Genomic DNA, 24,539 nt, shown 5'->3' on the forward strand with positions numbered 1-24,539 from the left:
CGAGAGGTGTGACGGATGCCGTCCGCAAGACACGACCGGCAGTTGAAACTCGGCGCCTTCCTGCACGTCACCGGCCATCACGTGGCTGCCTGGCGGCATGCGAGTTCCGAGCCCCGCGGCATCGTCAGCCTGGCCCATCACGTCGAACTGGCGCGCATCGCGGAGCAAGGTCTGTTTGACCTCGTCTTTCTCGCCGACAATCTCACCGTCTCGCAAAGCGGAGTCACGGCACTTCATCATCTGTCGAAGGCCGCGCATTTCGAACCACTGACCTTGCTGTCCGCGCTTACAGCGGTGACAACGCATATCGGTCTCGTCGCGACGGCGACGACGAGCTTCAACGAGCCCTATAACCTTGCCCGTCAATTCGCGTCCCTCGACCATTTGAGCGGGGGGCGGGCCGGGTGGAATCTTGTCACGTCCTCCAACGAGGATGAGGCCTACAATTTCGGGCTTGACGAACATCTTTCACCGGATGTCCGATATCGGCGCGGCCGTGAATTTGCAGAAGTCGTGCGCGGTTTGTGGGACAGTTTCGAGGACGATGCCTTTGTCTATGACCAGCAAGGCGGTGTGTTCTTCGATCCGGCGAAGCTGCACCGGCTGGATCACCGTGGCGTGTACTTCAAGGTTCGGGGACCGTTGAACGTTCCCCGGTCCCCGCAGGGCCGGCCGGTGGTCGTGCAGGCGGGTTCGTCGGAGGCCGGCAAGGAACTTGCCGCCGAGACCGCCGAGGTGGTCTTCACCGCCCATCAAAATCTCGACAGCGCGACAGCCTTCTATCGGGACCTCAAGGATCGCCTGCCTCGCTTCGACCGTTCGGCATCTGACCTGCTCGTGATGCCTGGAATATTCCCCGTGGTCGGCGCGACGCAACAGGAAGCCGATGACAAGTTCGGCGAACTGCAAGAGCTGATCTTGCCCGAAGTAGGCGTCAGCCTGTTATCGAAAATGATTGGCTTTGATCTCTCATCCTTTCCCGTCGATGGCCCGGTGCCGGACCTTCCGCCTCACTTGCACGGGTCCAGCCGCCCAGAACTGCTCCTTGCCAAGGCGCGCAGGGAGAACCTGAGCATTCGAGGCCTCTATCAGGGAATTGCCGGCGCGCGCGGCCACCATCAGGTGGTCGGAACGCCCGAGCGGATCGCGGACGAAATGCAGTCCTGGTTTGAGGCTGATGCTGCTGATGGCTTCAACGTCATGTCTCCGACACTGCCCGGCGGTCTCATCGATTTCGTCACTTTCGTGGTTCCCGTCCTCCAGCGACGAGGGCTTTTCCGGACGCGCTACGAGGGAAGCCGGCTACGCGACAATCTCGGCTTGCCCGTTCCAAAATTCCGATCGCGAACTGGTCCGCTCGAAAGCGGGCTGGGCGCCACCCAATAGGCGGCTTGCCGCTCGACAACAGGAGTACATCCATGACTTTGGCCTTCAACAACAACGTCTTCCCGCAGAGCCCAAGCTATGAACAGCTCGCCAACGTCTTCCGACCCGCATTCAATGAGGTGCGCAAGGGAGCCGAAAAGCGGGATGCGGAACGGGAGCTTCCGCACGAGGCCGTTCGCCAACTGACATCACTGAGATTCGGTGCCTTGCGCCTTTCGACCAGCGAGGGTGGCTTCGGTGCGAGCCTGACCGACCTTTTCCGACTGTTAGCGGAACTCGCCGAGGCCGACTCCAATCTGGTGCAGATCCTTCGCGGCCATTTCGGCTTCGTCGAGGACCTCCTCTATCAACCACGCACCAAGTGGTCGAAACACTGGATCGGACGCGTCGCTGCGGGAGAGCTCGTCGCGCCGGGATGGACCGAGCCGGGAAGCGCAGATTCCTCAGTGTTCTCAACCCTGGTCAAGCGCGAAGGGGACCACTCTGTTCTGCAGGGGCGAAAGTTCTACACGACGGGCGCGCTGTTTTCAGAATGGATTGATGTCGGTGCGACAGACGAAAGCGGGGAGCGGGTGTCGGTTGTCGTGTCGACGCGCGCATCCGGCGTGCGGATAGAGGACGACTGGAACGGCTTCGGACAGTCGCTGACTGCAAGCGGCACTGCTGTTTTCGATGCCGTGCACGTCGACCCGTCCGAGATCAGGACCACCCAGAACCGCGTGCCCTATCAGACGGCTTTCTTCCAGGTGGTGCACCTTGCCACGCTTGCCGGCATTGCAAACGCCGCCGTGTCCTCAACGGTGCAGTACCTCGACAAGCGGCAGCGCACCTATTCACATGCGACCACTTCGCTTGCACGTCATGACCCGCAGGTACTCCAACTGCTCGGACGGGTAAAAGCGGCCGCATACGCGGCTTCCACCCTGGCACTCGACGCCGCACAGAGGCTGGATGATGCCGCCGCACTCATCCGGCAAGGCGTGGACGTGGATATCGCAGCGCTCGACGCAACGGTCTACCAGGCCCAGATCGTGGTTGCGGAAAAAGCGCTGGAGGCAACAACCACAATCTTTGGTGGCCTCGGCGCTTCCGCCCTGAGCACCGATCTTCGCCTCGACCGATATTGGCGGAACGCTCGAACCGTCGCCTCGCACAATCCCGTCATCTACAAGGAACGGATCGTTGGCGACTACGTCCTCAACGGCGTACAGCCGCCGGCAGGCTGGCTGTCAGGTGTGCGCAGAGAGGCCTGAATCGGTCCAGTTTCAGGAGCATCCCCATTGAAAAAGCGTCTCATCTACAATGCCTTCGCGCATGTTACCCCTAACCACCACAGCCATGGGTTCTGGCGTCACCCGGACGGACGCCACCAGCTCGATTTCAAGCGTCTCGATCCGTGGATCGAATTGGCGCGCGAAGCAGAGCGCGGCAAGCTGGATGCCGTCTTCCTCGCGGACGTCGTAGGCATCTATGACAAGTTCCGCGATGGCAAACAGACATCGATCCGCACCGCAATGCAGTTTCCGAGCCATGATCCTGCAAGCATTGTATCCGCCCTCGCCGCGGCAACCAGCAACATAGGCTTTGCGGTCACGAGCGCGGTCTTTCAGGAGCACCCCTTCAGCTTCGCCCGCAAGCTTTCGACGCTTGACCACATCAGCGACGGACGCGTGGGATGGAACATCGTCACCTCCTATCTCAACAATGCGGCCCGCAATTTCGGCCTCCCGTCCTTGCCTGAGCATGACGAACGCTATGTGTGGGCCGAGGAGTACATGGAGGTCGTCTACAAGCTGTGGGAGGGGAGCTGGGAGGACGACGCTCTCGTTGCCGATCCGGAAAGCGGCGTCTACGCCATACCGGAGAAGGTTCATACGATTGACCACGCTGGACCGCGATACAGCGTCGAAGGGCCGCATATCGTTGAGCCATCTCCGCAACGCACGCCCATTCTCTATCAGGCAGGTGGTTCGGAAGCAGGGCGCAACTTTGCGGCTCGCCATGCCGAGGCGACCTTCATTGCCGCCCGCACCCCACGCGCCGCGGCCGAGGATGTAGCCGACCTTCGCGGGCGCGTGCGCCGCGCCGGACGCGCGCCGGATGACCTCAAGATTCTCGCTTCCCTCGCCCCGGTGATCGGCTCGACCGAGGAAGAGGCGCGGCGCAAACAGAAGGAATTGAAGGATTGGCTCAGCATCGAGGCGCTCCAGTCCTTCTGGAGCGGAAGTCTCGGGGTGGATCTCTCCACCATCGACCCGGCGGGACGCCTTGACGAGATTCTCAACACCAATCATGTGCGCGGGGCGGTCCGCGCCTTCATCCAGTCCGCACCGGACGGTGTGATCACCTTCGGAGATCTCCTGAGGGAAACCTTCTCCGGCCGGTCCCCCGGCACGCCCGAACAGATTGCAGACGAGATTGAACGCTATCGCGACGCTGGCGTCGACGGTTTCAATATCGTGCCTGTGACAACACTTGGCTGGTGGACGGAGTTTGTCGACGAGGTCGTCCCGGTCTTGAGAAAGCGCGGGCTTATCCAATCCGACTACGGCCCGGGCACACTACGCCAGAAGCTCTTCGGCCGCGGCTCCCACCTGCCCTCAAAACACCCTGCGCGCCAGCATCGTTTCTGGGATGCAACCCAAAGCGCCGCGGAGTGAAAACCCGCAGCGTCGGTGCAGGATTCGTTCCATGGTCGGAGTTTACGCTTCGGAGGTCAGAACAAGTCTTGTCTCCTCAGGTGCGTGTATGTCCGGAGAAACTGCATCGGACAACGCGCTTCGACTAAATAACTCTATGGCCGGGCGGGTGGATTGGCCATCCATCGTACGGCCAAGGAAGTCAACGAACCCAAACTGAGCTTCATTCTCACCAAAATCAGGCGCGCCGCACAACTGGCGCGCCATTCTCACTGCGCGAAGGCGCCCCTCATCGCACGCAGTATCAGCACTGCCGATGCAGCGCCCGGGTCGACATGGCCCAGCGATCGTTCCCCCAGCCGCGCTGCGCGCCCCCGTGCGGCGACCATTGACCGGGTGGAGTTTGCGCCCCCTTCCGCGGCGGCAACGATCTCGTCCCACATTTCCCGTACGCCCAGTCCCTTCTCGTTTGCTTGCTGGGCGGCCTCGACGGCCGGAATCCAGGCATCCAGCATCGTCTTGTCTCCGCGCTGGCCCTTGCCCCGATCCTTGATGCCCTGCGTGATCGCTCCCACGATTGCAGCCTGTCCCGCTTGCGAAAGGCTTTCGTCTTCCTTCAGGGCCTGGGCTGCTTTTCGGAAGCCCGTTGCATAGAGCGGTCCCGTTGATGCACCGACAGCATCAAGGAACGCCGTCGCGGCAGCGGACAGGATTTCAGACGGCAATGTCCGCTCGATATCGAGCCTTGCAATTGCGCTGCTGACGGCAGCAAATCCGAGGGACATGGTGATCCCGTGATCGGCATCGCCAACGGCACCATCAAGCTCCGACAGGTGATCCTTCTCAGTATGCATGACAACAGCGATAAGTTGAAACATCCGGCTGAGATCGTGTGATGCCGTTTCCGCCATCTAATGCCCCCTGGGAGTGGCTGAATTTGTATTCGTGATCACGTTGAGCTCCAGCTTTTTGTTCAATTTATGCGAAGGAACGCCGTTTCGCACGGGTGACGGAGCAGCTCGGACAATTCCTGATCCAGATGCAGAATGGAGATGGATACGCCGACCATATCGAGCGAGGTGCAGTAGTGGCCGACCCAATTCGCCTCTATGTGGATGTTCTTGGCTCCCAGGCGTTGTTCCACGCGGCGGAACAGAATGTAGAGTTCCATCAGGGGAGTCGCACCAAACGAGTTCACGAGCACGGCCACACGATCCCCCGGCACCGCGTTCATCTCACCGAAAATACGGTCCATGATCCGATCCGTGATTTCATCCGCGCTCATCATCTTATCGCGAACCACGCCACGCTCGCCGTGGATGCCCATCCCGATCTCGATGTCGTCAGGCCCGATCTCAAAATTGTGTCGCCGGGTCTGGGGCAACGAGCATGGTTCTAGCGCCACGCCCATTGTAAAGGTGCGGCTGTTTGCCTTCCTTGTTACCGCTTCACAGTCGGCGAGAGACAAACCGCGATCGCACGCCGCTCCCGCGATCTTGAAGATGAAGAAATTCCCGGCAACACCGCGTCTGCCGTCCCTATCCTCGACCGGGGACGACGCTATGTCGTCTGTCGTGAGGACAGAGCGAACTGTGATGTTTTCCTCCTGCGCCATCTCCGCTGCCATTTCGAAATTCATGACGTCGCCAGCATAGTTGCCGTAGACGAAGAGAACTCCTTGGCCGCCGGAGGCAGCTCTCGCGCATTCTAGAATTGGCCCGGGAGGCGGCGACGAAAAGATGTTTCCGACGGCGACAGCATCGGCAAGGCCCTTGCCGACATAGCCGAGAAAACAGGGCTCATGACCGGTCCCGCCCCCGATGACCAAGCCCACCTTGCCCGGTCGCGGACCATCGCGCGCTACCAGCGTGCGGTTCGATCCCTTGATCGGCGCGATATAGGCCGAATGAGCCTTGGTCACACCTTCGAGCATCTCATCCACGACATCGTCGGGATTGTTGAGAAACTTCTTGATATGCGTGCGGAAGTTCGCCGGCAATGGCGTCGTGTTCTCGCTTCGTGACCGGGGAGACAGCTTTTGATTGATCTCCGTCACGCCATCGGCGTTCAGAATGCCGCGCCCGGTGGCAGCATCTGTAATGAGGACGCTTACATACCCACCGCGGAGTGCACCGAGGATCGCGGGAACCTTGTCGAAGCCGCCCGCGACTGCGATGCGCATCCTGATCTGCTTCAGCATGTCGAGGGAGATGCCTATCGTCCTTTCGTCCAGCGGACCCGGGACGGGCTGACCTTGCGAATCAATGAAGCGTCCAGCGAGGACCCCGACCGCATTCTTCGCGAGGTATTCCTGTATCGAGACCGACTCGAAGAACCCGCTCGTATGAATGGTTGAGTTGGGACGCAAGGACGACACACTGAAGAGCGCCTTGTTCGCTCCGGCCAAGGCAGCGAATTGCTCTTCGATCAATGCCTCCTGCAGGAATGCCTTCTGCACCGTAGCGCTGGCGACGATGGCCGGCGCGGTAAGATTGATCAGCCTTGCGCCGGTCGCCTGGGCCATGGCAGACGCGCACAACTCAGGTGTATAGGGAAAGCTCGCTCTTGTCCCACCCGTGGCCTGCACCACGGTCACATCCTGAAGGTCGGAGGAGGACGTATTTTCGGCTATCGCCAAAACAGTGCGCCCCCACGCTACCGCCAGAGTATCGCCTGACTTCAGCAATTTGGCGACGGCCTGCCCGCCCGCTGTCCCCAGACGATCGATCAAGGCACGTGAACCGTCATCGCTGGGAACGACCAGACAATCGTGCAGCCCGAAATGGCGCTTCAGTTCTTGCGCGATGGCAAGTGAACTCAGGCGGCTCGGCTCAAGAGATATGTTCACGATGCCGCGGCTACGGGCATCGGCGAGATAGCTGTTCACCGTCGCGCGGGAAATTCCCATGATATCAGCGATATCGTGCTGCGTGCGGCCTTCCTCATAGTAGAGCCAACAGGCCCAGACATAGGGATCGTCCCCATATCGAAGGGGCATCGCGTCAAACGATTCCGCCTGACTGACCTTGCTTCCCGTTGTTTTCCCTGATGGTGACATCTTGCTCGCCATGGATACCGACTCGTCCCGGTTTCTGATGCGAAAATGTAAGCATTGTCTGGGGTTTGCAATGCCATTGCGACGTCGCACGACAGAAGGCGTGGCCGAACTGATTGTTCAGTCCGGCCACGCGGCCCTGGGAGGCACAAAACAAGCAGAGATCGCCCAACTACTGGAGTCGATCCCGAGCGCCGACCGACAATTCCTTGAGGATAATCGCGCAAGACGTCGCACCGGCGTCAAGCACACCGAGGGAACGGTCGCCCAGACGGCTGGCCCTTCCAATTTTTGCTACCAGGTTGATCGTTGAATCGCGACCAGCCTCAGCTGCGTCGACGAGAGCATCGAGGGCTTCGCCGAATGAATTGCCAGAAGCAATCGAGGCGTCGAAGGCATCGACCGCCGGGACCAGAGCGTCCAGGAGCGTCTTGTCTCCGACCTTTGCCGAACCAATGGACTGGATCCCTTCCAGCCCGGCGTGAAGCATCCGGCTGAAGGCGGCGCTGTCGATCAAGTCGACGCCTTCAAGCTTTTCGGCAAACTCCGTAAACATGACACCGTACAGTGGCCCCATGGAGCCGCCGATTTCCGTCATCAGGATCGTGCCGAGGGTTTCCAGGGAGGCCGCCAGCGAAAGGTCCTGTCCCTTCAGGCGCTCGGCCGCCATTCCGAACCCCTTGGCCATGTTGACGCCGTGGTCGCCGTCGCCAATTTTGCCATCGATTTCGCTGAGATAGGCGCGGTTCTCAATGATACGCGCTGCCATGGAGAGAACGATATCGCCAGCGGCCGCGTTTTTAAGTGTCTGCATTGATCCGCCTCCGTTACAAGATTGTGGTGCACCGGACCTCGACGTCAAGGAGCTCCTTCAGTTCCTCGTCAAGGGCCAATACGGTCAGGGTTGCACCAACCATTTCAAGCGATGTGAAGTAGTTGCCGACATAGGTCTTGTAAATTTTCAGACCTCGACCGGTGATCTCCGTCTCGATGGTGTCATTCAATATGTAGAGTTCGTTGATGGGCGTCGCGCCGAGTCCCGAGACGAGAACCGCAACTTCAGTTCCCTTCGGAAGGTTGTGATCGTCCAGGACGATCTGACACATGTCCTTCGCCACGTCCTGCGCCGATTTCAGTGGCTCCACGCGCACACCGGGTTCGCCATGGTGGCCGATACCCACTTCCATCGTGCCCGGTTTGATCTCGAAGTTCGGATGGCCCACCGCTGGCAATGTGCAAGGTCCAAGCCCGACGCCGATGGAACGGCAATTGTCGATGGCTTTCTGTGCCGTGACGCGCACCTCTTCCAGCGAGGCGCCGGTCGCTGCCTTGGCGCCACCGATCTTCCACATGAAGATCTCGCCGGCGACGCCCCGGCGCTTTTCGCGTTCTTCCACTGGGGCCGAGCAGACGTCATCATTGGCGACGACGGTTGCAACCTCGATGTCATCCTTCGCGGCAAGTTTGGTCGCCATTTTGACGTTCATGTTGTCGCCGGCATAGTTGCCGTAAAGCACGATGACGCCCTTGCCGCCGTTTGCCTCACGAATGGCATCATGGAAGCTCTTTGCAGTCGGCGACGAGAACAATTCTCCAACCGCTACCGCGTCCAGCATGTTCTTGCCGGTGTAACCGATGAACGCGGGCTCATGACCCGAGCCGCCACCTGTCACGACACCCACCTTACCTGCTTGCGGCGCTCCCTTCGCGACAACGACGCGAGGATTTTCTGCAAGACGAACAATGTCGGAATGGGCTTTGATGAATCCCTTCACCGTATCTTCGACAACTTCGTCGGGGTTGTTTACGAAACGCTGCATGCGTGTCTCCTGTAAGATATCCAAGCGCCAGGCTCAGAGAATTGTATAGCCGCCGTCGATCAGCAGATCGGCACCGTTGATCATGTCGGCGCCAGCAGAGGTAAGAAACACCGCGGCGGCCGCGATCTCTTCGGGGAACGCAAAACGGCCAGCGGGAATGCGCTTCTTTGCGGCGTCACCTTTTTCACCGGACCATGCTTTCTTGCCGAGTTCGGTCAGCACAATGGTGGGCGAGATGGTATTGACGCGGATTCCGTACTTCCCCCATTCGGCGGCGAAGGTCTTCGACATCCCGATGACACCGAATTTCGATGCACAATAGGCGACATGGTCCTCGATCGCGACCGTTCCGGCCTGGGACGCCAGATTCACGATCTTTCCGCCCTTGCCAGCCGTGATCATCGCCTTTCCGACAGCTTGGGTTACGAGGAAGCTTCCCTTGAGGTTGATGTTGATCGTTCTGTCCCAATGGTCGAGAGACAGCTCCTCGGCGGGCGCAAGGTACACTACGCCGGCACTGTTGACGGCAATGTCGATTCCGCCGAATGCAGACACGACTCCGGCGACGGCTGCATTCACCGAGTCCGGGTTCGACACGTCACAGACGAATGGCTTGGCATTGGCTCCCAACGCGTCAGCCTTGGCTTTCGCGATGTCCTCGTTGATGTCGAGAACGGCAACATGTGCACCCTTGGCGATGAAAGCCTCGCAAATTGCGGCGCCGATGCCCGACGCGCCGCCGGTCACAAGGGCGACTTTGCCAGTCAGCGGAAAGTTCAGGTCGATTTCAGGAGCTTTGTCGGTCATTGTTTCACAGGCCTCGATTTGGGTGGCGGGGCGGCTGTCCGCCCCGCGCTTGAGTTGGCTACTTGCGCGTTTCGAGAAGCTTATCGACGTTGTCGCCCGTCACCGGGGTCCACGGAACGTTATAGTTCGTGTCCTTGCCGTCGTTGAACGGCATGTCAGGATACTGGGCCCAGATGTCTGACTGGGGTTTGTAGTCGCCCTTCTTCGCCTGGAGGATCGCCAGATCGAGGGCACCCTGTGCCTGGGCGCGGGCGTCCTGCAGGATCGAGGTCATGGTACCTTCCTTGACGGCGTGCAGTGCGTCAGTGATGCCGTCGATGCCAGCGATAGCAAAATCACCAACGTTCAGGTTGGCAGCCTTGATCGCTTCGATTGCACCGAGTGCCATTTCGTCATTCTGACCGATGACGCCGTTGATTTGCCCCGGGTGCGACGTCAACCAGTTCTCCATCAGGGTCTGAGCTTCGGCACGCGACCAATTGGCAGTCTGATCTTCGAGAACCTGAACGTCCGGGCATTCGGCGAGAGCCTTCTTGTTGCCCTCGAGGCGCGAGATCTGCGCAGACTGTCCAATCGGGCCCTCGAGGATAACGACGTTGCCCTTGCATCCGATCTTGTCGAGCACGGTCTTAGCTTCCATGTAGCCGGAGATCGTGTCGTCGGAACCGACATAGGCGGTGAGCAGGTCGGAGTTCACCCTGGTGTTCGAGCCAATGACCGGAATGCCTGCATCATGTGCTGCCTGCACGGCAGTTGCACCTGCTTCGATGTCGATCGGAACAAAGATGATCGCGTCAAATTTCTGCGTGATCATCGTATTGAACTGCTCCTGCTGGACAAGTGCGTCATAGCGACCGTCGAAGACTGTCAGCTCAACTTCTCCACTCTTCACCGCGGGATGCTGTTCAAGCGCCGCCGACCAGATCTGCATGAATTCGGCATTCAGGCCGTACGGCGCTGCGCCAATCTTCAGCTTCTTATCTTGCGCCAGGGTCGGCGATGCCATCAGAGCGGTGGCAGCAGCCAGCGCAATCAGAATTTTCCTCATTCTCAATTTCCTCCATTGAAACTCCGGCCACCTGCTTGGTGCACCGTTCCGTACACGGGTGCGAACGCACCCGCATTTCCCGCAAATTCAGGGATCAGGCTCCCTGATTGCGCTTTTGATCCAGCATGACGGCGCCAACGATCAGCGCGCCCTTCAGCACCTGCTGGTAGTAGGACTGGATACCCATGAGGTCCAAACCGTTGTTCATGACGCCGATGATGAGTGCACCGATGAGCGTACCGGTGATGCGGCCGACGCCTCCCGAAAGGCTGGTGCCACCGATCACGACGGCCGCAATTGCGTCCAGCTCATAGGCAATGCCGGCCTGGGGAAGTGCAGATCCGGTGCGCGCCGAAAGGATCATGCCAGCAAGTCCGGACAGGCCGCCCGATATGACGTAAACGGCGAAGCGAAGGCGGCTCACGTTGATGCCCGAGGTATTGGCAGCGTGCGGGTTCCCACCGACGGCATAGATGTAGCGGCCGAACCGGGTGCGGTTCAGTACCCACCAGGAGACCAGGAACACGACCACGAGCAGTACGACGGGCATTGGGATCCCGAGTATGTTGCCTGTGCCGATCCACCGGAAATCCGGTGTCAGCGCCGGCACCGGCTTGCCACCTCCATAGATGAGTGTCAGTCCCCTTGCAGCCGACAGCATGCCAAGCGTCGCTACGAATGCCGGAACCGCGAATTTGGAGACGATCACTCCGACGAGTGCGCCACAGGCAACGCCTACGAGCACCCCGATCGGTATGGCGATGAATGGCGAATATGGGGCGCCGGCAATGCCTGCCGTTGCCGATGTCGTTGCGAAGCTCGCACTGACGATGCCGGCAAGAGCCACGACAGAGCCGACGGAAAGATCGATGCCTCTCGTCAGGATGACGAAGGTCATCCCGATTGCGAGTATTCCATTAATCGATGTTTGCAGAAGCACGTTCGAGATGTTTCCCGGAGTCAGGAAATACTCGTTCGACAGCGACAGGATCACTGCCAGAAGCAGGAAGGCGAGAAAAATCCCATACTCCTGAATAATCAATCTGCGGCGATCAGAGCCCAGCCAGGTGGTAGATGAATTGTTCTCGGTGGTAGACACTTTAATTACCTCTCTAAAACCGGACGCGTCTTTGTTCGACTTCTGCTCGTTCGGTCACGTCGACAGATGGACGAGTGACTGAGCGTCCGTCTCCTCCCTGCGATAAATTCCGGTGGGGCGGCCCTGGCGCATCACCAGGATCCGGTCAGACATGCCGAGCACCTCGTCGATCTCGGAAGAGATCATCACGACGGTGCCGCCGGCCTCTGCGAAGTCGCAAATGATGCGGTAGATCTCTCGCTTGGCACCCACATCGACCCCGCGGGTGGGCTCATCAAGAAGCAGAACCTTCGGCTTTCGCAGGAACCACTTGCCGAGAACGACCTTCTGCTGGTTTCCGCCCGACAGGCCCGAAACGGCCATGGTGTCACGCGCAGCCTTGATGCTGAAGCGCTCGATCATCTGCTGGCTCGCCGCCAGCTCCATCCGCCGGTTCATAGAGAAGTTCGGGCTCATCTCAGGCAGGCTTGCGAGGCAGATGTTGTTGCGCACGCTGTCCGCCAGGTTGAGACCGGTCAGCTTTCGATCCTCGGTGACGAATGCGAGACCATGGGCCATGGCGTCGGCCGGCTTGCTGACCTCTATCGCTTCACCATCGAGCTTGATCGTTCCGCCCGACGGCGTATCGAGCCCGAAAAGGCAGTTGAAGATTTCGGTGCGTCCGGAACCCATCAGCCCATAGATCCCGAGAATCTCACCCTTGTTGGCTGTAAACGAGACGTCAGCGATCTTGCCCGGCGCGGTAAGCCCGCTCACCTCAAGCCCGGCAATGTCGGTCGGCGCATTGGTCTTGATGTATTCCTCACCCAGTTCCCGACCGACGATCATGCGGATCAGTTCCGGCCGATCGATCTCAGCCAGATCGCCGCTTCCGACGTAGCTTCCGTCGCGAAACACGGTGTAGGCATCGGCAATCTGGAAGATTTCAGAGAGGCGGTGCGAGACATAGACGATGCCCTTGCCCTCGGCCTTCAGCCGCTCGATCGCCGAGAACAGATGCTGCGCTTCCTTCTCGCCGATGGCGGACGTCGGTTCATCCATGAAGATGACTTCGGCATCGTGGCTGAGGGCCTTGGCGATCTCCACCAGCTGGACCTGCGCAACCGACAGATTCATCATGAACTGGTTGGCGCGGATGTTGAATTCCAGCCTGTCGAGCAGAACCTGCGCGTTGCGGTTCATCGTCTTGAAATCGATCCCGCCAAAGCGGCTGGAAGGTTCCCTGCCAAGATAGATGTTCTCGGCCACCGTCATGTGCGGGATCGGGCTCAATTCCTGCTCGATGATGGCTATGCCGGCGGCCAGCGCTTCGGCAGGGGTCGAGTACACGACCTCCACCCCCCGGCGACGGATAGAGCCGCTATCCCGAGCGTGAATTCCCATCAGAATTTTTAGAAACGTCGATTTGCCGGCGCCGTTGCCGCCGCACAGAGCATGGACTGAACCCGGCTTGAGCAGGAGCCGGCCGCTGCGCAAAGCCGCAACGCCACTGAAGGACTTCTGCAGCCCTTCTACTTCGAGCAGGTATTCCAACGCCCTCTCCTCCACAACTCGCCCGATCAATGATCAGACCGTAACGCTTGAACCTCTCTTCAGGCGCCATGTTTGACAATATTCGATAGTACGTCGACAAATGTCAAGCATCGAATGACAGGACTCTCGCCACAGAGGGGAAAACCGCTTCGTTTTTCATCAAAGCAGCCTAAAAAAAGGCAATGCGGCAGCTTGGTGCGCAACCTCCAAAGAGCCGAAGGCTGGCACAAAAAAATGCTACGAATCAATTAGTTGGCTGACGAAAACAGAGCCGACAGGGTAACGGTTTCACCAACTCAGGCGATCCGGCAGGCGTCGCCGCGGGCAACGAGGTGATCAGGACTTACGAGGAGATGAATCTTGTCGGCCATGTCGCCGCGGTGGGATCGCGACTGCCTCGTGCTTGGCATCGAGATCGTTTCGGACAGGCAGAAGCGCACGCCATTCTCGCTCTTGCTACAAGCCGGGCCAACTCTCGATCGCATCGACTATCAAAACGGCTTGGTCGGTCGATGCATGCGCGACGTCCTTGGCTTCTCTCCGCCCCTCATCATCGGGGAGAAGAAAGTTGACGAGATTGCCGACCGCACCGAAACTTCTCTGAAGCAGTTGAAGAAGGTATTGCTGAAGTCCTCGGGTTCCTGTGCGTTCGCGCCGCCGCCGCACCATGCCGCCGTGGGTCAAAATTAGCGTATACACCCCGAGAATGCGCTGGCCGCAGCCTCCAACGTTCGAACGCTGACAGGGCTACCGACTACGCACACGCTCAAGCACGCTCTCAAGCGCCCCTGTTAAGGCCTCTGTGCCTCCGCGCGACCGAAACTCGGAAAACATCTGCTCATTCAGGCCGCCCTTGGTGGAGTATTCGTGGCGAAGTGCTTCCAGCGATCGCGACGGCGTGTTCAGGGCGACGGTAGAAAGGCTGGCAAAGAGAGGTGCGATATAGGCGCGCGCGCTTTCTGCGGGCACACCCTTGCCCTGGAGCCAGCCGACGACATGGTCCAACATGCCGAAGTAGGACCCCATCAAGGCGCTTGAGGTCGCCAGCAGATCGAATTCCTCGATCGAATTGCAGGGGACCGCGGTGCCGAGGGCAGTAAAGAGAGCTTCAACCGTCGGATCGGGTGGAAAGATGACTGTTACCCCGCCGTGCCAGGCGACGAAGGGCAATGGGACCGCGCGGACGAGATCGACGGGTGCGTCAATCCAGTCGCGCAAGGTTTCGTGGTCCACTGTCGCCACGAGGCTGACGACTTGCTGCCCCTCCCGGAAGCGCAGGGCGCGAACGACCTCTTCCGTCACGTTCGGTCGTATTGCCAGAAAGATGACATCGGCGGCATCAACGACGTGCTGGTTGTCGCGTGCAACCAGCACGCTGTCCGAAAGAGCGGCGAGGCGAGCGGCCGTCGCGGCAGAACGAGGAGATACGACAATCTCGGACGCTGGCTGCTCTCCGGAGAGAATGCCGGTGACGATCGCTTCGGTGATCGTGCCGGTTCCGATGAAGCCGAGACGGGTTGTTGTCGGAAGCGCCAAGATCAATCCTCGGAGACAGTGTGAAAGCCTTCGGGCAGGGAAAAGAGCATGTCCGGAAACGGTTCAGGCTGGTCCTGCCGGGGAGGCTTCGAGATCAACGCGTGGGCGGCCACGACCGAACGGATCGCGACCGGGCGATAGTGCCGGACGAGATCCGGCACATCCTCGATGGCTTGCTTTGCCTTGTCGGCTTCCCCTGACATCTCTTCCCCCTGTTGCGACACGGTCGGCGAACCCTGCTCACTCGCGCGAACCTAGATGATTCCGACGCTTTCGTTCAGGGCTTTTCGAACTTTACCATGGTTCCACCACCGGTGGCCTGATCGGTCGGGAAAACCTCGATGCGGGCGACGTCAACATGGACCGGAAGCGCGATGACGTCGTTGACGACCTGTGCGATGTTCTCCGGCTGGATCGGCCGGTAGCCGTCATAAAGTACAGCGTGGGCCTGATTGTCGGCGATGGAGGTGCGATACAGCGCAGTCTGGACCCGGCCCGGAACGATCTCGCTGACACGCACGGAGGTACCGAGCAGATCGCAGCGCAGATTGTCGCAGAAGAGGCTCAAGCCGGCCTTGGACGCGCCATATGCCCCCATGTTCGGGTAAGGCGCCTGACCGCCGCTGGAACCGATATAGATGAGGTGGCCGCACTTGCGCTCCACCATGCCCGGCAGGACGGCACGAGTTAGGTGCAGCGGCGCCTTGAGGTTGACGTCGATCATCGCATCGATCTCGGCCGGATCGATATCCTGGAAGGCCGCGCGGGTCGACAGGATGCCCGCATTGTTGACAAGCACATCGACCTCGACGCCAGCCAGCGCTTCGGCGATGCGTGCCGTATCGCGTACGTCTGCCTGAACAGGGATCGCGCCGGTATCGTCGGCAAGCGCGGCCAGCTGCGCCTCGCTGCGGCCGACGGCATAGACGGAGAGCCCCCGCGCCCGCAGCATCGGCACGATGGCCTTGCCGATGCCGCTGGTGGCACCCGTCACGACGGCTATGCGATAGGCGTCAGACATAGATGTAACCTCCGCTGATTACGACGTTCTCGCCGGTCGCATAGGTATTGCGGCTCGAGGCCATCATGACGATCCATTCGGCCATCTCGGCCGGTTCGGCCGCGCGACCAAGCGCGCTCGCCTTGGCAAGCTCCGGCAGGAAGCCGAGCTCCTTGGCCCGGTCGGTGGCAAAGCCCGCTGGCGCGACGGAGTTCACGAGGATCTGATCCTTGGCGCATTCCTGGGCGAAGGACTTGGTCAGGCTTACGACGGCGGCTTTGGTGGCGGCATAGTGGGCGTTCTGGGGATGTGCCTTGAACGCATCGACCGAGGTGACGTTGACGATGCGGCCCGTCACTTCCGGTGCATTCACGAACTGACGCATGTGGCGCACGGCCGCCACCATCATGTGATAGGTGCCCTTCACGTTGATGGCGTTCTCGAGGTCCCACTCCTCGTCGGTGATCTCGAGGATGTGCTTGCGCGGATAGATCGCCGCGCTGTTGACGAGGGCATGGATGCGGCCAAGCTTGGTGGCGACCGCATCGAAGCCAGCATGGGCTGTCTCGGCGCGGGAGATGTCAGCGACAGCTGTCGCCACCTCGGCGCCAAGCGCTTCGAGATCCGCTGCGGATGCGGCAAGCAGCGCCTCGTTGCGGTCGATAAGACCGATTTTCGTCGCGCCCTGCGCGATCATCAGCTTGGCAGTCACGAGGCCGAGGCCCGAAGCGCCACCGACGATGACAACAGACTGGTTCTTCACGTTCAGTACCTCGCGATTTCGAGTTGCGTCCTCATATTGGTATGTTATCACTTATATGCTAACTTTGATGAAGCGCAAGCCGTTTTTTGGACCTCCGCCCATGATCCCCCGCCTCAGCTCCGAACAACGCCTCCCACCACAGAGCGAGACTTTTATTCGCCATCTCGTCGACGCGGGCTTTGTGGGCGATATCGGCACATCGGCGGCGGACCGGAATGTCTTTTCCACCGACAACTCCATTTATCAGGTCGAGCCGGCCGGCATCATCTTTCCGAAGAACATCCAGGATCTCAAGCGCATTGCCAAGGCTCTTGCCCGGCCCGAATTTGCCGGCGTCACCCTCGCCCCGCGCGGAGGGGGCACGGGAACCAACGGTCAGTCACTGACAACAGGTATCGTCGTCGATTGCTCGCGCCACATGAACCGCATTCTCGAGATCGATCCCGTGCGGCGGATCGCCCGGGTGGAAGCGGGCGTGGTCAAGGACCAACTGAACAAGGCGCTCGCGCCCTATGGCCTCTTTTTCGCCCCCGAGCTCTCCACCTCGAACCGCGCGACGATCGGCGGCATGATCTCCACCGACGCCTGCGGGCAGGGCTCCTGCCTCTATGGCAAGACGAGCAACCATGTTCTCAGCCTGCGGATAGTGCTGGTCGATGGCACCGAGTTCCTGTCCCGCCCCGTTTGCGAAGAGGAGTTGCGAGCGCTGCAGGCCCGACGCGACCGCATCGGGCATATTCACCGCATCCTCGCCCGCATCGCCAACAATGACCGTGAGGACATCGAACGGATTTTTCCGAAACTGAACCGCTTCATGACGGGCTACGATCTCGCCCACCTGAAGAGGGAGGGCGGCCGCTTCGACCTCAACGCCGTACTTTGTGGTTCCGAAGGCACGTTGGCGATGATTGCGGAAGCCGAGCTCAATCTCCTGCCCATTCCGGCGCATGCGGCACTCGTCAACATCCGCTACGATAACTTCAACGCCGCCCTCGAAGATGCACGCAATCTCGTCGCGCTCCATGTCGCCTCGGTCGAGACAATCGACGAGACGGTGTTGCGGCTTGCCAAGGGCGATATCATCTGGCCGCGCATCGCGCCCTTCTTCCCGGATGATGCCGACGGGCCCATCAACGGCATCAACATCGCCGAAGTGCTGGCCGAAACGCCGGAGGAACTCGCGCAAAAGCTGTCGGCAGTGACGGCGGCACTGGAGGGAATGTCCTTTGCCGGTCGAAAGGGCTTCACAACCACCCACGGCAAGGCCGAGATCGAGGCCGTCTGGACGATGCGTAAGCGGGCGGTCGGCCTGCTCGGCAATGTGGACGGTCCGACACGGCCGGTTGCCTTCGTCGAGGACACGGCCGTGCCGCCGGAAAATCTCGCCGCCTACATCAGGGAATTCCGCACCCTGCTCGACAAGGAGGGCCTTTCCTACGGCATGTTCGGTCATGTCGATGCCGGCGTTCTGCATGTGCGCCCGGCACTGGATCTCACCCGCCCCGAACACGCAGCGCTCGTCCGCCGGGTCAGCGACGCCGTCGTGGCGCTCACCCGCAAATATGGCGGCGTGCTCTGGGGCGAGCATGGTAAGGGCGTGCGCTCGGAATATGTGCCGGAATTCTTCGGCCCCCTCTATCCGCGCCTCCAGGAAATCAAGGAGGCGTTTGACCCGCTGGGTCAACTCAATCCGGGCAAGATCGTCGCGCCGGCAGGCCGCGAGCTGCCAAAAATCGATGACATTCCCCTTCGCGGCACGCTGGACCGCCAGATCGGCAACGACATCCGCACTGCCTTCGACAATGCCGCCTATTGCAACGGCAACGGCGCGTGCTTCGACTTCGATGCCGACAGCCTGATGTGCCCTTCGTATAAAGCGACACGCGATCGGCGCTATTCGCCGAAGGGTCGCGCCTCACTCATGCGCGAATGGCTGCGCCGACTGGCGGAAAATGGCATCGACCCCCGCAGCGAGGCCGCGCGACTACGCCGCCTCCTCGCCATCCTCGGGCTGGCGCGCCGAACCTGGAACAGCCTCAACCCCGCCGGCCGCGACGACTTTTCCCATGAGGTGCGCGAGGCGATGGATACATGCCTTGCTTGCAAGGCATGTGCCGGCCAATGTCCCGTGAAGGTGAGCGTACCCGCCTTCCGCGCGAAATTCCTCGAACTCTACTACGGACGCTATCTTCGGCCGCTGAAGGATCCAATCGTTGCGACGATCGAGACGATGCTGCCGCTGATGGCGCGCCTGCGCCCGCTCTATAATCTCGTTGCGGGTTCGGCAGTGGGCAAGAGGGTCTTGGCCTTTGCGGGCCTCACGGCGCTGCCCGCCCTTGCCCCTTTTTCGGCGCGCAGGGAACTCGTCTTGCGAGACGTTGCCATCGCAACGCCACAGGTTCTCGCACGCCTCAGCGACGCGGAACGGGCCGACGCCGTCGTGTTCGTCCCGGACGCCTTCACCGAGCATTTCGACCCGCAGGTGCTGCTCGACGCGGTGGAGGTCGTACGTCTGCTCGGACTGCGCCCCTTCGTCTCGCCCCCGCTCGTCAATGGAAAGGCTCTGCATGTACACGGTTATCTCGGAGCCTTCGAACAGGCGGCGCGGCGCACTGCCAGCCGGCTCGACGAACTCGCCGAGACCGGCGTCGCGCTGGTCGGCCTCGATCCGTCGATGACGCTCGCCTTCCGAAGCGAGTATGCAGGGACCCGGATGCGGGCAAGGGTCCAGTTGCCGCAGGAGTGGCTGGTCTCCGTGATGGATCGCCTCCCCTCGTCCGCCCCCGGAAAAGCCCGCAGCGCCATCTTCTGCTTGCGCACTGCACGGAGCGCACGAATGTGCCAACCGCCGTCGGTCAATGGAAGGCGGTCTTTGCAAAGCTTGGCGTGGATCTGGCCCCCATCGAGACCGGCTGTTGCGGAATGGCGGGCACATTCGGCCATGAAGCTCGCAACCGCAAGCTTTCGGAAAAGCTCTATGGGATGAGCTGGCAGCCGGCCCTCGCGAGCGCAAGGGCGGATGACGTCGTAATGGCCACTGGCTATTCCTGCCGCTCGCAGGTGAAGCTGATGGAGGGACGATCGATTCCCCATCCGTTTCAGATTGTTCTGGGAATTCTGCGAGAGAAAGCGGCACTTCCCTTAGAAAGGGCCGTCATGTATGATATGTGATAAATGCAAACCATCGGGGCAAAGGGCGAGATCGACATGTCGATCATCACACAGCGCGGCAATCTCGCGGAAATTGTCGTAGCAAAACTATCTGAACGCATCGACTCCGGACTTTATGCGCCCGGCGAGAAGATCCCGTCAAGCGCCCAGTTGTGCGAGGAGTTCGGCGTCTCGCGAACCGTCATCCGCGAGGCACTTACCTCGCTGAAGGTCGCTGGCCGGGTTATCTCCCGGCAAGGCGCCGGCGTCTATGTGACGGAGAAGGATGCCAAGACGCTCAACTTCGAGATCAGCCGGATCGATGACATTCGCTCGGCAATGCAGATCCTGGAGTTGCGACTGGGTGTGGAGATGCAATCCGTTGCGCTCGCCGCCCAGCGCCGGACGCCGGAAGCGCTCGCTGAAATCGCGCGGGCCTTCGACCATATCGAGAACCTCACCACGAATGATGCCGAGGCCGAGGCTCGGGCGGATTTCGAGTTCCACCTTGCGATAGCAAAGGCGACGAGGAACCCGCATTTCCCGAGCTTCCTTGAGGCGGTGATGGGCGAAATCAACTTCGACCTCCTGTTGAAGCACCGCCAGTCCGGCCGCCCACACAACACCTATCTGAAAAAGATCAACAAGGAGCACTCGGCCATTCTCGCGGCCATCACGCAGGGCGACCCGAAAGGCGCCAAGCAGGCGTTGGTCGCGCATCTGGAAGAGAGCCTCGACCGCTACCGCGCCATGCTTGACGAACCTGCCCCGATCGCAACAGCTGAGTTCATCGAATAGAGCCATTCGCCTGTCGAATGGCTGCCGCCTGTCTTCGCGCGGGCTTAACCGCCGTCCAAGCCTCTGTTCCAAACCAGTTGTGGCGGGGCCGTTGGCGTTAAACCAACTGCCCCGACCGTGTCACACCACATCGATTTACTTGCCTGCCGCGATTGCCGCTTCGCGAATTTGCGAAAGGCTCATCTTGGGAGTCAGCGCTTCCGGATCGATGCGGATCTCAATGAGCGCCGGCTTACCGGATGCTTCACAGCGTTCAAAAGCGGCGGCAAACTCTTCCGTCCGTTCCACGGTTTCGCCATGCAGGCCATAGGATTGTGCGAGAAGCGCGAAGTCCGGGTTCGTCAGGCGCGTGCCGGAAACGCGGCCCGGATAGCTGCGCTCCTGGTGCATGCGGATGGTGCCGTACATGCCGTTGTTGATGACGAGGAAGATGACGCGCGCGTCATACTGCATCGCCGTCGCCAACTCCTGCCCGTTCATGAGGAAGCAGCCGTCGCCGGCGAAAGCCACAACCGTTCTCTCCGGGGCGGTGATCTTTGCTGCGATCGCCGCGGGTACGCCGTAGCCCATGGAGCCGTTGGTTGGGCCAAGCTGCGTGCGGAACGTCCGGTACTGGTAGAAGCGGTGCGCCCAGGCGGAGTAGTTGCCGGCCCCCGTCGTGAGGATGGCATCAGCTGGCAGGTGGCCGCGAAGCCATTCCATCACATCGCCCATCTGCACCGGACCGGGAACCTGCGGATGCTCGATGTTTGCGAGATAGTCGGCATGCGCCGTCTTCGTCCATTCCGCCCATACAGGCGCCGCGGCCGGTTCCAGCTTGGCTGCCTGTGACAGGAAGCCCGCAACGCTTGCATTGATCGGGAGCGTCGCATGGTAGACACGACCAAGTTCTTCCGCGCCCGGATGGATATGAACCAGGGTCTGCTTTGGTACCGGAATGTCAATCAGCGTATAGGCGCCTGTCGTCATCTCACCGAGGCGGGCTCCGATCGAGATCAGGAGGTCGCAATCCTTCATGTGCTGGATCAGCTTCGGCCCGGCCGCAAGGCCGAGGTCGCCGGCATAGTTCTCATGCGTATTGTCGAAGAGGTCCTGGCAGCGGAAGGACGCCGCGACCGGTAGTGTGAAGGCTTCAGAGAAGGCGCACAGATCGGCGACCGCCTGCTGCGTCCAGCCACCACCGCCGGCAACAACCATCGGGCGCCTTGCCTTCGCCAGAAGCGCGGTCAGTTCCTCGAGCTGCGGAACACCGGCATAGGTTTCAACGCGCTTGTGCGCAGGCGTATCGGCAACCGCGACCATGTCGGTCAGCATGTCTTCAGGCAGCGCCACGACGACAGGACCCGGCCGGCCATTGACGGCACGGTGGAAGGCCTGGCTGATCAGCTCGGGAATGCGTGCGGCATCCTCGATCTCCACCACCCACTTCGCCATCTGGCCGAACATGCGGCGATAGTCGATCTCCTGGAAAGCCTCGCGCTCCATCTGGTCGCGCGCCACTTGACCGATGAAGAGGATCATCGGGGTCGAATCCTGGAAAGCCGTGTGCACGCCGACGGAGGCATTGGTGGCGCCCGGCCCGCGGGTGACGAAGCAGATGCCCGGCTTGCCGGTGAGCTTGCCATAGGCTTCCGCCATATAGGCCGCCCCGCCCTCCTGCCGGCAGATGACGAATTCGATCGCATCTTCCACGTCATGGAAGGCATCGAGTGCGGCGAGATAGCTCTCGCCCGGCACGCCGAACACCCGTTCGACGCCATGAATTCTCAGTGCGTCAACCAGAACCTGGCCGCCGCTGCGGGTCTCGTGCTCGATTATCATTTTCGTCTCCTGAGGGCTTTGACGTTTGCGCAACTCGTCACGCAGAACCGCTGCCCGCTTTTGCTGGAATTGCCCTAGATCACGGCGTCCTCGAGGAACGGTCGGTTCGCGACGACGCGCTCATAGCCGAAGGGCGAGAGGTCGAGTGTCTTGAAACCACCGTATGTGATCAGTTCGGAAAGCCCGCGCCCCATGGCCGGCGACTGCTGCAGGCCGTGACCGGAGAACCCGTTGGCGAAGAGGAAATTCTTCATTTCGGTATGCGGGCCGAGGATCACGTTGTGGTCGAGCGTGCAATAGTCGTAGTGCCCGGCCCAGCTGTTGACGACCTTGATCGCCTCGAAGGCTGGTACGCGGTTCGCCATCGTCGGCCAGATTTCCTCCTCGAACTCGTCGTGCATGACGGCGAAATCGTTCGGATCGACCTCCGGATCGTGCTTCGGGTAGGTGCCCATCAGGTAGAACTTGCCCTCCGGACGGAAGAAAACCCCGGTCGGATCGATGGTGAGGCCGACGCCGGGGCCGAGCGGCTCGCGGCAATCGACGACGAAAAGCGAACGGCGGCGTGGCTCGACGGGAATGTCGAGGCCCGCCATGCGCGCCATGTTCTTGCCGTTGGTGCCCGACGTGTTGACCAGCGTGCCACAGCCGACGGTCTGTCCGCCCTTGGTCGTCACCGAGACGATACGGTCGCCCTCGCGGTTTATCTTGACGACCTCATCCTCGATGTATTCGACACCGAGAGAACGAGCCTTCTTGCGGAAGCCCTGCAGGAGGCCGACGCTGTCGAACCAGCCTTCGCCGCGCTCGCCGGTGCTGGCGAGCGTCAGGCCTTCCGTGTTCAGCCACGGGAAACGCTTGCCCAGCCCTTCAGGATCGAGCAGCGAGACTTCGGCGCCGCAGGAGACCTGGGTTTGGTGGTTGCGGCGGAGCACGTCCGCGCCGCGTTCATCGCCGGCGAGGAAGAGATAGCCGTTCTCGTGGAAACCGATCTCAGGCGTGTCGTCATCAACGGCGACATTTTCCTTGAAATTGCGGATGAACTCCGTGCCGAACTGCGAGACCTGCACGTTGATTGCATTCGAGAACTGGTGGCGGATTGAGCTGGAGGAAAGCGCGGTCGCAGAGCGCTGATAGGTCCAGTCCTTCTCGATCACCAGAACCGATCCGGTGAAATCGGGATTGGTCGCCAGGAAGTAGGCCGTGGCACTGCCGACTACCGCACCGCCGACGATGACGACGTCATAGGATGTTTTGGAAGCCCGCATCACTTGTCCTCGAAATGGCCAGCGGCCGTGAAACTTCCGCCCTGGAAACGCACGGCCGGATCGTTGGGATCGCCCTGCTCGGTCTTCGCAAAGACCTTGTCGGCATAGTCGTCGGCGCTGTCTTCCGGCTTGTAACCGAGCGAGGCGGCGGTGCGGTTGTCCCAGAAAGCGCGGCTGTTGTTCGACATGCCATAGGCAACCATGAAGCCGACGCGCTCTGCCGAGAGGCATTTTTCAACGAGCTGACGGCAGTCGCGGTAGGAGAGCCAGGTGATGAGATGGCGGCGGTCCGTCGGCTCCGGAAAGCAGGATCCGATGCGGATCGACACCGTCTCGATGCCGAATTTGTCGAAGTAGTAGCGGGCGAGATTTTCGACGAAAGTCTTCGAGACGCCGTAAAGACTGTCGGGCCGGGTCGGCACGTTGCCGTCGATCGTTTCTGTGCGCTCGTAGTAACCGATCGCGTGCACAGAGCTTGCATAGACGATGCGCTTGACGCCGTGCTGGCGCGCGGCCTCGTAGATGTTGTAGCCACCGGAAATATTGCTGTCGAGGATCGTCTTCCACGCGCCTTCGAGCGGCTGGCCGCCGAGATGCACGATGGCGTCGCAGCCCTTCACCGCGTCAGAAACCGCATCGAAATCGGCAAGCTCAAGCGGAAAATCCTCCTCGTGCGAGGCTAGATTTTCGCAGGGCTTGCGGTCCGAGAGGCGCACGACCTTGCCGAGCCGCGTGCCGGACTGGCGCAAGGCCGTACCGACAGCACCGGCGGCGCCCGTCAAAAGTACTTTCTGAAAATGAGACATGGACGGTTCC

At 60.7% G+C, this 24,539-nt stretch carries 20 protein-coding genes and 1 pseudogene; 6 read left to right on the plus strand and 15 right to left on the minus strand.

The genetic code is table 11. The annotated features are described in order from the left end of the window. Positions 1 to 15 precede the first annotated feature (15 nt). Genes F3Y30_RS25500 through F3Y30_RS25510 form a run of 3 tightly spaced genes read left to right on the plus strand, consistent with a single transcriptional unit; the run spans position 16 to position 4,046 of the window. Positions 16 to 1,386 carry an LLM class flavin-dependent oxidoreductase gene (locus tag F3Y30_RS25500; protein WP_203427055.1) on the plus strand — a complete coding sequence of 457 codons (1,371 nt, stop codon included), beginning with the start codon at positions 16 to 18 and terminating at the stop codon, positions 1,384 to 1,386. A 32-nt stretch (positions 1,387 to 1,418) separates the two neighbouring features. Continuing rightward, the gene (locus F3Y30_RS25505; protein ID WP_203427056.1) at positions 1,419 to 2,639 is read left to right on the plus strand and encodes an acyl-CoA dehydrogenase family protein; all 1,221 of its coding nucleotides are present in this window, start codon (positions 1,419 to 1,421) and stop codon (positions 2,637 to 2,639) included. A gap of 27 nt (positions 2,640 to 2,666) precedes the next feature. Then, entirely contained in the window at positions 2,667 to 4,046 is a 1,380-nt protein-coding gene (locus tag F3Y30_RS25510; RefSeq protein WP_203427057.1) for an LLM class flavin-dependent oxidoreductase, read from the plus strand. A 248-nt stretch (positions 4,047 to 4,294) separates the two neighbouring features. On the opposite strand, the gene dhaL (F3Y30_RS25515) is transcribed toward F3Y30_RS25510, so the two are convergent. From dhaL (F3Y30_RS25515) to F3Y30_RS25550, 8 genes are all read right to left on the minus strand, one after another. Beyond that, positions 4,295 to 4,936 carry a dihydroxyacetone kinase subunit DhaL gene (gene dhaL, locus F3Y30_RS25515; protein WP_203427058.1) on the minus strand — a complete coding sequence of 214 codons (642 nt, stop codon included), beginning with the start codon at positions 4,934 to 4,936 and terminating at the stop codon, positions 4,295 to 4,297. Between the two features lie 62 nt (positions 4,937 to 4,998). Further along, on the minus strand, positions 4,999 to 7,083 hold the full coding sequence (locus F3Y30_RS25520) for a bifunctional sugar-binding transcriptional regulator/dihydroxyacetone kinase subunit DhaK (RefSeq protein ID WP_203427652.1): 2,085 nt from the start codon (positions 7,081 to 7,083) through the stop codon (positions 4,999 to 5,001). Between the two features lie 169 nt (positions 7,084 to 7,252). Then, positions 7,253 to 7,894 (minus strand): dihydroxyacetone kinase subunit DhaL, encoded by a 642-nt coding sequence (gene dhaL, locus F3Y30_RS25525; protein ID WP_203427059.1) that lies wholly within the window; start codon positions 7,892 to 7,894, stop codon positions 7,253 to 7,255. A gap of 13 nt (positions 7,895 to 7,907) precedes the next feature. Next, a complete protein-coding gene (locus F3Y30_RS25530) occupies positions 7,908 to 8,900 on the minus strand; it encodes a dihydroxyacetone kinase subunit DhaK (protein WP_203427060.1) in 993 nt (330 codons plus the stop codon). Positions 8,901 to 8,933: 33 nt separating this feature from the next. After that, the gene (locus F3Y30_RS25535; RefSeq protein WP_203427061.1) at positions 8,934 to 9,707 is read right to left on the minus strand and encodes an SDR family oxidoreductase; all 774 of its coding nucleotides are present in this window, start codon (positions 9,705 to 9,707) and stop codon (positions 8,934 to 8,936) included. 58 nt (positions 9,708 to 9,765) lie between these two features. Beyond that, entirely contained in the window at positions 9,766 to 10,755 is a 990-nt protein-coding gene (locus F3Y30_RS25540; protein ID WP_203427062.1) for a substrate-binding domain-containing protein, read from the minus strand. 94 nt (positions 10,756 to 10,849) lie between these two features. Next, complete coding sequence (locus F3Y30_RS25545) at positions 10,850 to 11,854, minus strand: ABC transporter permease (RefSeq protein ID WP_203427063.1); 1,005 nt, start codon at positions 11,852 to 11,854, stop codon at positions 10,850 to 10,852. 54 nt (positions 11,855 to 11,908) lie between these two features. After that, positions 11,909 to 13,387: a sugar ABC transporter ATP-binding protein gene (locus tag F3Y30_RS25550; RefSeq protein WP_203427064.1), complete on the minus strand. Its 1,479-nt coding sequence runs from the start codon at positions 13,385 to 13,387 to the stop codon at positions 11,909 to 11,911. A gap of 399 nt (positions 13,388 to 13,786) precedes the next feature. Between F3Y30_RS25550 and F3Y30_RS25555 the strand changes: the two genes are divergently transcribed. Further along, positions 13,787 to 14,077 carry a hypothetical protein gene (locus F3Y30_RS25555; protein ID WP_203427065.1) on the plus strand — a complete coding sequence of 97 codons (291 nt, stop codon included), beginning with the start codon at positions 13,787 to 13,789 and terminating at the stop codon, positions 14,075 to 14,077. 57 nt (positions 14,078 to 14,134) lie between these two features. Here F3Y30_RS25555 and F3Y30_RS25560 read toward each other — a convergent pair whose 3' ends face one another. The 4 genes from F3Y30_RS25560 to F3Y30_RS25575 form a co-directional block, all read right to left on the minus strand. After that, entirely contained in the window at positions 14,135 to 14,923 is a 789-nt protein-coding gene (locus F3Y30_RS25560) for a pyrroline-5-carboxylate reductase (protein WP_203427066.1), read from the minus strand. A 2-nt stretch (positions 14,924 to 14,925) separates the two neighbouring features. Then, positions 14,926 to 15,126: a hypothetical protein gene (locus F3Y30_RS25565; protein ID WP_203427067.1), complete on the minus strand. Its 201-nt coding sequence runs from the start codon at positions 15,124 to 15,126 to the stop codon at positions 14,926 to 14,928. 74 nt (positions 15,127 to 15,200) lie between these two features. Continuing rightward, positions 15,201 to 15,944: an SDR family oxidoreductase gene (locus F3Y30_RS25570; protein WP_203427068.1), complete on the minus strand. Its 744-nt coding sequence runs from the start codon at positions 15,942 to 15,944 to the stop codon at positions 15,201 to 15,203. Next, on the minus strand, positions 15,937 to 16,686 hold the full coding sequence (locus F3Y30_RS25575; RefSeq protein WP_203427069.1) for an SDR family oxidoreductase: 750 nt from the start codon (positions 16,684 to 16,686) through the stop codon (positions 15,937 to 15,939). The genes F3Y30_RS25570 and F3Y30_RS25575 overlap by 8 nt, the downstream gene beginning before the upstream one ends. A gap of 100 nt (positions 16,687 to 16,786) precedes the next feature. On the opposite strand from F3Y30_RS25575, the pseudogene F3Y30_RS25580 reads away from it, so the two are divergent. Both F3Y30_RS25580 and F3Y30_RS25585 read left to right on the plus strand, forming a co-directional pair. Further along, positions 16,787 to 19,857: pseudogene (locus F3Y30_RS25580) on the plus strand (FAD-binding and (Fe-S)-binding domain-containing protein). Between the two features lie 36 nt (positions 19,858 to 19,893). Then, a complete protein-coding gene (locus tag F3Y30_RS25585; protein WP_203427653.1) occupies positions 19,894 to 20,634 on the plus strand; it encodes a FadR/GntR family transcriptional regulator in 741 nt (246 codons plus the stop codon). Between the two features lie 135 nt (positions 20,635 to 20,769). On the opposite strand, the gene F3Y30_RS25590 is transcribed toward F3Y30_RS25585, so the two are convergent. The 3 genes from F3Y30_RS25590 to F3Y30_RS25600 form a co-directional block, all read right to left on the minus strand. After that, entirely contained in the window at positions 20,770 to 22,455 is a 1,686-nt protein-coding gene (locus F3Y30_RS25590; RefSeq protein ID WP_203427070.1) for a thiamine pyrophosphate-binding protein, read from the minus strand. Between the two features lie 74 nt (positions 22,456 to 22,529). Then, a complete protein-coding gene (locus tag F3Y30_RS25595) occupies positions 22,530 to 23,723 on the minus strand; it encodes an FAD-binding oxidoreductase (RefSeq protein ID WP_203427071.1) in 1,194 nt (397 codons plus the stop codon). Continuing rightward, complete coding sequence (locus F3Y30_RS25600; protein ID WP_203427072.1) at positions 23,723 to 24,529, minus strand: NAD(P)-dependent oxidoreductase; 807 nt, start codon at positions 24,527 to 24,529, stop codon at positions 23,723 to 23,725. Before F3Y30_RS25600 ends, F3Y30_RS25595 begins: the two co-directional genes overlap by 1 nt. Positions 24,530 to 24,539: the final 10 nt, after the last annotated feature.

The sequence above is a fragment of the Sinorhizobium sp. BG8 genome, from assembly GCF_016864555.1.
GTDB lineage: Bacteria > Pseudomonadota > Alphaproteobacteria > Rhizobiales > Rhizobiaceae > BG8.

What these genes read in the sequence shown, in the direction of transcription:
- F3Y30_RS25500 (WP_203427055.1), top strand. Translation starts at nt 16, where the DNA reads ATGCCGTCCGCAAGACACGACCGGCAGTTGAAACTCGGCGCCTTCCTG.
- F3Y30_RS25505 (WP_203427056.1), top strand. Translation starts at nt 1,419, where the DNA reads ATGACTTTGGCCTTCAACAACAACGTCTTCCCGCAGAGCCCAAGCTAT.
- dhaL (WP_203427058.1), bottom strand. Translation starts at nt 4,936, where the DNA reads ATGGCGGAAACGGCATCACACGATCTCAGCCGGATGTTTCAACTTATC.
- F3Y30_RS25520 (WP_203427652.1), bottom strand. Translation starts at nt 7,083, where the DNA reads ATGTCACCATCAGGGAAAACAACGGGAAGCAAGGTCAGTCAGGCGGAA.
- dhaL (WP_203427059.1), bottom strand. Translation starts at nt 7,894, where the DNA reads ATGCAGACACTTAAAAACGCGGCCGCTGGCGATATCGTTCTCTCCATG.
- F3Y30_RS25530 (WP_203427060.1), bottom strand. Translation starts at nt 8,900, where the DNA reads ATGCAGCGTTTCGTAAACAACCCCGACGAAGTTGTCGAAGATACGGTG.
- F3Y30_RS25535 (WP_203427061.1), bottom strand. Translation starts at nt 9,707, where the DNA reads ATGACCGACAAAGCTCCTGAAATCGACCTGAACTTTCCGCTGACTGGC.
- F3Y30_RS25540 (WP_203427062.1), bottom strand. Translation starts at nt 10,755, where the DNA reads ATGAGGAAAATTCTGATTGCGCTGGCTGCTGCCACCGCTCTGATGGCA.
- F3Y30_RS25565 (WP_203427067.1), bottom strand. Translation starts at nt 15,126, where the DNA reads ATGTCAGGGGAAGCCGACAAGGCAAAGCAAGCCATCGAGGATGTGCCG.
- F3Y30_RS25570 (WP_203427068.1), bottom strand. Translation starts at nt 15,944, where the DNA reads ATGTCTGACGCCTATCGCATAGCCGTCGTGACGGGTGCCACCAGCGGC.
- F3Y30_RS25585 (WP_203427653.1), top strand. Translation starts at nt 19,894, where the DNA reads ATGTCGATCATCACACAGCGCGGCAATCTCGCGGAAATTGTCGTAGCA.
- F3Y30_RS25590 (WP_203427070.1), bottom strand. Translation starts at nt 22,455, where the DNA reads ATGATAATCGAGCACGAGACCCGCAGCGGCGGCCAGGTTCTGGTTGAC.
- F3Y30_RS25595 (WP_203427071.1), bottom strand. Translation starts at nt 23,723, where the DNA reads ATGCGGGCTTCCAAAACATCCTATGACGTCGTCATCGTCGGCGGTGCG.
- F3Y30_RS25600 (WP_203427072.1), bottom strand. Translation starts at nt 24,529, where the DNA reads ATGTCTCATTTTCAGAAAGTACTTTTGACGGGCGCCGCCGGTGCTGTC.